Here is a 7,198-nt window from a genome sequence, read left to right on the forward strand (position 1 = left end):
ATAGATTAAGGCCATGCGCGGATTCTTAGACAGTGTGTGCTGATGCTTAATCAGAAAATCCCAGTATAAATAGTTAAATGGGCAGGCCTTCGCTCCGGTCTTTTTAGACACCGCATAGCCACAATTTTTACAATAATCAGACATCCGGTTGATGTATTGCCCGCTGGCAATATAGGGTTTACTGGCCAGTTTTCCGCCATCTGCGAACAGTATCATGCCGCTGACGTTGGGCATTTCCACCCATTCATAAGCATCGGCATACACCAACAAGTACCATTCATTTACTGCAACAGGATCCAAACCCGCGAGCAGACTGAAATTACCAATAACCATTAAACGCTGAATGTGATGAGCGTAAGCATGTTTTTTGGTATCACCAATACACTGGCGCATACAGTTCATATTGGTGTGCGCAGTCCAGTAAAAGTCCGGCAATGCCCTGCTGTGCTCAAAAAAGTTGTCGTGTTTTAATGCAGGCATGCAATGCCAGTAAAATCCCCTTACGTATTCCCGCCAGCCCAGTATTTGCCTGATAAAGCCTTCAACTGCATTTAGCGGTGCGGCGTTGTTGAAGTAGGCCTGTTCTGCCATTTGCATTACCTCCAACGGTAACAGCAAACCGCAGTTCAAATAAAACGATAGATGCGAATGAAACAGCCAAACGTCACCTTCCCGCATGGCATCCTGATAATCGCCAAATGACGGTAAACGCTGCTCAATAAATTGTTTCGCGACTTCCATTGCTTGCTCACGTGTTACTGCATAGCAAAAGTCTTTGGCGCTGCCCATATGGTCGTTGAATACATCTTCAACCAGTGAAATTACAGACTGGGTGATGTTATCAGGCGCAACGGTATAGGGTTTGGGGGGACGTATATCCGATGGCATGGATTTTCTGTTGTCATGGTCGAAGTTCCACTTACCGCCAATGGGCTGACTGCCTTCCATTAACAAACCAGTTTGTTTGCGCATTTCCCGGTAAAAATACTCCATGCGCCACTGCTTTCTGCCGTCGGCCCAGTCACTGAATTGCTCAGGTGTTGATATAAATCGGTTGTCTGGGCGTATGTCAACCAGCACACCCAGCACTTGCTGCCATTGCTGCATACTCTTTAGTAAACGGTATTCACCGGGAAAGGTAACCACCACAGAAGAACAATCAAAGCGGCGTAGTGCACACTTTACTTCGTCTAGCAGCGAGCCCTGATTATCCGGGTCGTCGTAATAACGATACGCTACGGTATAACCGGCCTCTGTGAGTTCAGCGGCAAAATGTCGCATGGCTGAAAAAATCAATACGATTTTCTTTTTGTGATGTTTTACATAAGTGGCTTCTTCGCGCACTTCCGCTATCAATATCACATCGTTTTGTTTATCGCAGTCAGTGAGACTTGATATGTTGTGGCTTAACTGATCGCCCAACACCAGTCTGAGTACACCAGCCATTTATTTACCTTTTGTATCGGCAAAAGCATCGAGTGCCCGTTGCCTGCTCGCTTTTAAATCCACTATGGGTTTGGGATAATTTTTGCCAAGTATCACACCGGCATACGCCATAATGTTGGGTGGTGCTTCCCAGGGTTTATGTATATATTTATCAGGTATTTTTGCCAGTTCAGGGCAGTATTTCTTTACGTATTCCCCTTGCTTATCAAATTTTTCACCCTGTAATACCGGGTTAAAGATCCTGAAATACGGCGCAGCATCGGCGCCTGAGCCCGCTACCCACTGCCAACTGGCAGCATTACTTGCCCGGTCTGCATCCAGTAAGCAATCCCAGAACCAACGCTCGCCTTTACGCCAGTCTATCAATAGATTCTTCACCAGAAAGGAACCCACTATCATGCGGACACGATTATGCATGTAACCGGTTTGCCATAATTCACGCATACCAGCATCAACAATGGGGATACCCGTTTGGCCTTTAGACCATGCCTTAAACCCCGTTTCATCATCGCGCCATCTGAAATGATTAAACTGCGGATTAAAATTGTCAGTTGGCAGGGTTGGAAAGTGATACAACAGGTAGTAGCTAAATTCCCGCCAGCCTAATTCACTTAAAAAACAATCAAGGTGTGTGTTGTCAGGCTGGTTAAAAGCGTCGTTCAGGGCATACCAAACCTGATTGGGAGAAATCTCGCCGAAGTGCAGATGCGGCGACAAATGGGATGTGCCTTTAACAGACGGAATATTTCGTTGGTCTTCATAGCCTTTAGCGGCATTGCTGATGAATTCACTTAACTGAGCCGCCGCCCCTTCTTCCCCTGGTTGCCAGTGATCATAAAACTCACTGGCCCAATCGAGGGTGGGCAATAAATTAAGTGAATCAATAGCAAGCCCAATGCTACTCACGTTTGCGAAGTTGATTGTCTCTGGTGCGGCGATAGGATAACGAGGGCTGGTTGCCTGTAAACAACCTTTGCGGTAATAAGGGGTAAAGACTTTGTATACACCACCGTCTTGCTTGCGAATACTCATGGGCTCCCACAACAAGCTCGCATTAAAGCTAGACACCACACAACCGGCCTCTTTTAACGCGTGCTTGATAACGGTGTCGCGTTCAATGGCAGCCGGCTCGTAACATCGGTTCCAGAATACCGCTTTTGCGTTAAAAGCTGAGACCAATTCAGGAAGTATAGTGCGAGGATCGCCCTCAAACACCTGAAGATGCCCATTAAGCTTATTGTTCAACGCATTGAGTGAGTGATGCAACCACCAGTTTGCCGCCCCTCCGGGCTGTTCGTCGGTATGAATGGTGATGTCTTTAATAAACACCGGGACAATAGCACCTGCGTCAACCGCTGCCTGAAGTGCCGGATTGTCTTTTATTCGCAAATCTTGTCTGAACCAAACCAAATTTACCGGTTGAGTCACGGGTTATCCTTCTTTGATATTTGAGCATTACTACGTAATTCAGGACAAAACGATCGCCTCTCCTGAATAAATACTGTGTTTCTGGATGTATATTTTTTTGAATTTCGCACGCGTTGTGAATCCGAATACATCAGTACATCGTAATAATGGCATGAAAACACACAGTACGACTGGCCTTTACTGGTTCAGACATGATTTAAGACTTCACGACCAGCCTTCGCTTGCTAAAACAGCTCAGCAATGCGATGCCCTCATTCTATTGTATGTTATTGATCCTAAATGGTTTAAAACCAACCAGTTTGAACTGGTTGCAATGGGAGCCCACCGTCAGCAATTTTTGTATGAATCGCTGGTAACTCTTAACGACAACTTAAAAGCAAATAATCAAACACTGCATGTAGTGGTGGGCGACCCGGTAGAAACGGTTTGCTCTATGATTCGCGAGCATAACATCTCAATTTTTGGCTTTGGTAACCATCAGGGCTTTTACGAACGCCAGCAGATAAACAGCGTAGTGAGAAAGTTTGACTCTCTCACCATTGTAAGCAGCCATAACGCGAGTTTATTTACGCCCGATTCACTGCCATTTTCACTTGATAACATGCCTGATGGATTCACCCCGTTCAGAAAGCAGGTAGAGCAACGGGTAATGCCCGAGCCGTGTGTACCCGCACATTATGGCTTTCCACCGCCTCCGGCAATAGCGCAGACAGATTGGCAGACATTACCGTTACACCATGGCGCCATATCCGCTTTTCAGGGCGGAGAAAACGCAGCGCTTAAACAATTGCAATACTACCTGTTCGACAGCGACTTAGTTGCAACCTACAAGGAATCCCGTAACGGACTGGATGGTTGGGACTACTCAAGTAAATTGTCAGCCTGGCTGGCCAATGGGTGTGTGTCCCCGCGCCGGGTATATCAGGAACTCAAGCGTTACGAGCGTGAACGCACTGAAAATGACTCTACGTACTGGCTTTACTTTGAACTTCTCTGGCGGGAGTTCTTCTATTGGCAGCAGGCCAAACACGGTAGTAAATGGTTTAGTCAAACTGGCATTAAAAACACTATCTCCCACTCAGCATGCAACACAGATATCATCAAGCAGTGGCAAGCAGGCCAAACCGACAACGCTTATGTAAACGCCTGTTTGCGGCAACTCAATGCCACCGGCTACCTCTCAAATCGCGGTCGTCAATGGGTAGCGAGCTATTTTGTGAATGAACTGGCACAAGATTGGCGCTTTGGTGCAGCCTATTTTGAGCAACAACTCGTTGATTATGATGTAGGCGCTAACTGGGGAAATTGGCAATACCTTGCTGGGGTCGGCAGCGACCCTCGAGGACAACGTCAGTTCAATCTGGCCAAACAAGCACAAATGTATGATCCCAGTAGGCAATTCCTTCGATTATGGGGCGAACGTAATGCTTCCTGATAAAACGCTTATCTTTTGTGATCTTTAAGCCATTCATTTAGTAATTTAATCTGACCACATTTATAGGCCGCAAACATCAGCCTAATGGAGTTAGACAATATTTCACTATCACTCCAACCAGTTTTTTGCTGGATCTCGTCGTAACAACTCAATGCCTCCGGGCTAACATAGCCTCTCACCTGTTTCTTGCCTGCTTCTTTTTGGCGATCGCGGAATCGCTTTTGTTTGTCTGCATTTACCCGCGGATTATTTTTAGGCTGTGTCATGAATTCACTATACACTTAATGGAAAATAGAAACCGTGCTGCGTAAGAACGAAGACGTACGCAACACATCCGTTTTGCTATGTTTTCATTGTAGCACGGCGGGATAATGCAAAAAAATTACTGTTCAGAGTTGTTTAGCTTACAAGTGTTCGCTAAATTACACGGGAATTTTTATTTCGATGGGAAAACAATGACAACTAATAAATCAAGTTTCACCAGAGAGGACCTGCTAGCCTGTAGTCGTGGTGAGATGTTTGGCCCGGGTAACAGCCAGTTACCGGCTCCTAATATGCTGATGATGGACCGTATTAACCTTATCGCTGAAGAAGGCGGTGAATTTGGAAAGGGTCAAATTATTGCAGAACTGGATATTACACCCGATCTTTGGTTTTTCGATTGTCACTTCCCTGGCGATCCAGTTATGCCAGGATGTTTAGGATTAGACGCAATGTGGCAATTAGTTGGTTTCTTCCTTGGATGGAGCGGTGGTCCGGGCAAAGGCCGTGCATTAGGCGTGGGTGAAGTAAAATTTACCGGACAAATTCTACCGACAGCAAAGAAAGTAACCTATAAGATTCAAATGAAGCGCGTAGTTAAACGCCGTTTGTTTATGGGTTTGGCTGATGGCGTAGTAGAAGTGGATGGGCGTGAAATTTACGCAGCGAAAGATTTGAAAGTGGGTCTGTTCCAGGATACCAGTTCTTTCTAAGCCAACTGTCTGAATACATCCTGTAAAAAAGCCCCTTGCTGGGGCTTTTGACTAAAGAGATGTTAACGAACCGTCATTCCTAACTGACGGTCTTCCATGGCCTCTCTCCACCCACCTAACCACTCTGAACGAGCATCACTCGCCTGAAACGGACATAGTTCTTTAGAGCGACCGCTAATTCCAGCATGATAACCTTTTGCATGGGCGCGAGTCAGTTTATCTCTTTTCTGTCTTTTCCTTGAATAGCCTCTTTAATTGGATTGAACCAGTGAACGCATTCGGCCAACGACTCAAATCTTTAGTCAATGCAGACGTGGCAATTAATTTGTTCACCTCTACTTAGATAGTGCATGTAGCCAGGTGGTTCAAGAATCTTTATTTTTTTTTGCTATTGACAAATTCTAAGTTAATGAAAGACTTTCGGTTTTTATATTACATTTTTTTTGCATAATTGTTTCAGGTTTTAAAAGTAAACGCTATAAGCATAGCGCTTCTTAATTATTAAGCTATTAAGACAAACTTTTATACTGCCTAATAGAAAAATACCCCGCTATTGCGAGGTATTTATTATGCGAGCTAAACGAAATATCCTAACGGAATTTCCGGCGGAAAATAGCTAACACGCCTAATACGAGTAAACCGTATAATGGCAGTGATGCGCCTTTTCGTTCGTAGTTTTCATCTTCATCGCTATCGCATTGTTCGATGTCGTTTACGCCGGTTGGACTCAATTTAACCGCAATCACCCGGGTGATATCGTTAGTGTCACCACTATCGGTTAGCACTTCTTCACCGGTAATATACACCTGCGGGCTCTTGTACATGGCATTGGCAACAATTTCATTGTTGTCGTTAATGTCGTTGGCCGTAACCAGCGTATATTGCGCTTGTTGTTCGCAAGTAAGCAGCGTGTTCAAATCAATGAACTCACCAACATTGATGTCGTACATAAAAGCGCGTAACTGGCGATCAGTTTGCACACTGGAATCGTACTCGCCCTCACCCACAATGATACCGTTGTTGTTAATGGCACGTGGATTTACCGCTGCAGTGGCAAAAAATCCATCAGGGTAAATGGCTTCGCCGCTTTCAACGTTATAAATAAACATCTGCTCGCGGGCTACACCATTGCTTTCACGCAATACATTCCCTACTACCCAGTCATCGTTGTTAATGGCGGTAGCGGTACTTTTCAGGTTCTCGTCACGAGGTAACAGCTCAACAACTTCACCGTCAACAAAGGCGGTAGCCACGATAACACTATAACGTCCAGCATTGCTGCCTGGTAATGTATAAATAACCGTTTCACCCGTTGACGACTCACCCACTGCAACGCCGTTGTCGTTAATATCGAATGCCTTGCTGTAGTAACTCAATAAGTTACTGGTTTCTTCCGGGGTAAAAACCATACCATAAGCTGTGGTATTGACTACGTTGCCCTGAGAATCCAAATTCCAGATTGTCGCGCGACGATAACCGGCTGACAACAAGGTACTTTCGCTGGCAATCAGGTTGTAGCGGCATAGCTCAATGGGCGTCGAACCGCGGGTTTCGTCATCTTCACAGTTTTCTGCCGCGTCAATATATGTATCAGTAAATGCCGCGCTGCTGTATCCGGCAACCTGCAGTTGGCTGTTTATAGCAAACGCTTCACCATAGCCACCTAATGGTTCATCTTCTGCTGGCGTAAGCACTTTAGAAATACCATTAACCTGCACAAAAGGCTGAATTGGCATATCGTTCACGATGTAAGTCAAATCATCGCCGTCATCAGTGGTGTAATCGACTTCAAAGAACGCACCATTGGCAGTACCAACAAAATAATCACCGCCAAATGAATCACGTACTTTAGTGAAGGCGCTACGGCTGTAATCCTCGAATTCTTCTTTGATGACGTCAAAACCAGGGATCAAAT

Annotated in this window: 6 protein-coding genes and 1 pseudogene; 2 read left to right on the forward strand and 5 right to left on the reverse strand. The window is 45.4% G+C overall.

Features of this window, described 5'->3' with window-relative positions; translation table 11 throughout:
• Both ACLR2L_RS17400 and ACLR2L_RS17405 read right to left on the reverse strand, forming a co-directional pair.
• A partial coding sequence (locus ACLR2L_RS17400) for a cryptochrome/photolyase family protein (protein WP_413369919.1) occupies window positions 1-1,446 on the reverse strand: 1,446 nt, incomplete at its 3' end.
• Entirely contained in the window at window positions 1,447-2,874 is a 1,428-nt protein-coding gene (locus tag ACLR2L_RS17405) for a cryptochrome/photolyase family protein (protein WP_413369920.1), read from the reverse strand.
• Window positions 2,875-3,025: 151 nt separating this feature from the next.
• Between ACLR2L_RS17405 and ACLR2L_RS17410 the strand changes: the two genes are divergently transcribed.
• Entirely contained in the window at window positions 3,026-4,309 is a 1,284-nt protein-coding gene (locus ACLR2L_RS17410; RefSeq protein ID WP_413369922.1) for a DASH family cryptochrome, read from the forward strand.
• A gap of 8 nt (window positions 4,310-4,317) precedes the next feature.
• Here the strand turns inward: ACLR2L_RS17410 and ACLR2L_RS17415 are convergent, their stop codons facing one another.
• Window positions 4,318-4,575 carry a hypothetical protein gene (locus tag ACLR2L_RS17415; RefSeq protein ID WP_140957453.1) on the reverse strand — a complete coding sequence of 86 codons (258 nt, stop codon included), beginning with the start codon at window positions 4,573-4,575 and terminating at the stop codon, window positions 4,318-4,320.
• A 189-nt stretch (window positions 4,576-4,764) separates the two neighbouring features.
• On the opposite strand from ACLR2L_RS17415, the gene fabA reads away from it, so the two are divergent.
• On the forward strand, window positions 4,765-5,283 hold the full coding sequence (gene fabA, locus ACLR2L_RS17420; protein ID WP_140957455.1) for a 3-hydroxyacyl-[acyl-carrier-protein] dehydratase FabA: 519 nt from the start codon (window positions 4,765-4,767) through the stop codon (window positions 5,281-5,283).
• 62 nt (window positions 5,284-5,345) lie between these two features.
• On the opposite strand, the pseudogene rmf reads toward fabA, so the two are convergent.
• Together rmf and ACLR2L_RS17430 are read right to left on the reverse strand one after the other, a co-directional pair.
• Window positions 5,346-5,519 (reverse strand): annotated as a pseudogene (gene rmf, locus ACLR2L_RS17425) (ribosome modulation factor); the annotation flags it as partial.
• A 354-nt stretch (window positions 5,520-5,873) separates the two neighbouring features.
• A partial coding sequence (locus ACLR2L_RS17430; protein ID WP_413369925.1) for a DUF3466 family protein occupies window positions 5,874-7,198 on the reverse strand: 1,325 nt, incomplete at its 5' end.

The sequence above is a fragment of the Alteromonas sp. AMM-1 genome, from assembly GCF_047290655.1.
Classification (GTDB): Bacteria; Pseudomonadota; Gammaproteobacteria; order Enterobacterales; family Alteromonadaceae; genus Alteromonas; species Alteromonas mangrovi.